General features: G+C 21.9%; 1 pseudogene. It reads left to right on the forward strand.

The features are described from left to right. Window positions 1-312 (forward strand): annotated as a pseudogene (locus tag L8W69_RS09275) (hypothetical protein); the annotation flags it as partial. Window positions 313-524: the final 212 nt, after the last annotated feature.

Here is a 524-nt window from a genome sequence, read left to right on the forward strand (position 1 = left end):
TTAGATAAATTGCAAAATGAATTATCACAAAATCGTAAAAAAACAATACTAAATGATAATTTCCAAAAATTAAATATAGATGATTTTCAAACAGTTATTTCAAAAATTCCGCTTATTAAAGATACAAAACTAATTAATCTTGTTGTGTTAAAATTAATTACTAAAGAATTGTATTCGCCTGTATTTAAAGAGATGGAAGAAGATATTTTTATGACTTATTTGCAAAATGCCTTGCAAAATATCATCAAAAATGATCAAAATATATTTGAAAATTTGACTTTACTGTCTTTAAATAAATACAAAGAAAAATAATTTTTCAAAGTAAAGTAAGATAATTTTCCAAAATTAATTTTAAAAAGGAGTATCAAATGAAAATCACAATGATAATTCTAAGCTTATTTTCTTTAGTATCTTTAAGTGCATGCGCTTTTAAAGAAAATAAAGCAAGTGAATTAGAAACTCTTGCAAGTAATTATGGTGGAATTTATATCTTTGATAAAAAAATAAGAGAAGAGATATTGGAA

The organism is Campylobacter sp. CNRCH_2016_3089 (assembly GCF_025772505.1).
Classification (GTDB): domain Bacteria; phylum Campylobacterota; class Campylobacteria; order Campylobacterales; family Campylobacteraceae; genus Campylobacter_D; species Campylobacter_D lari_D.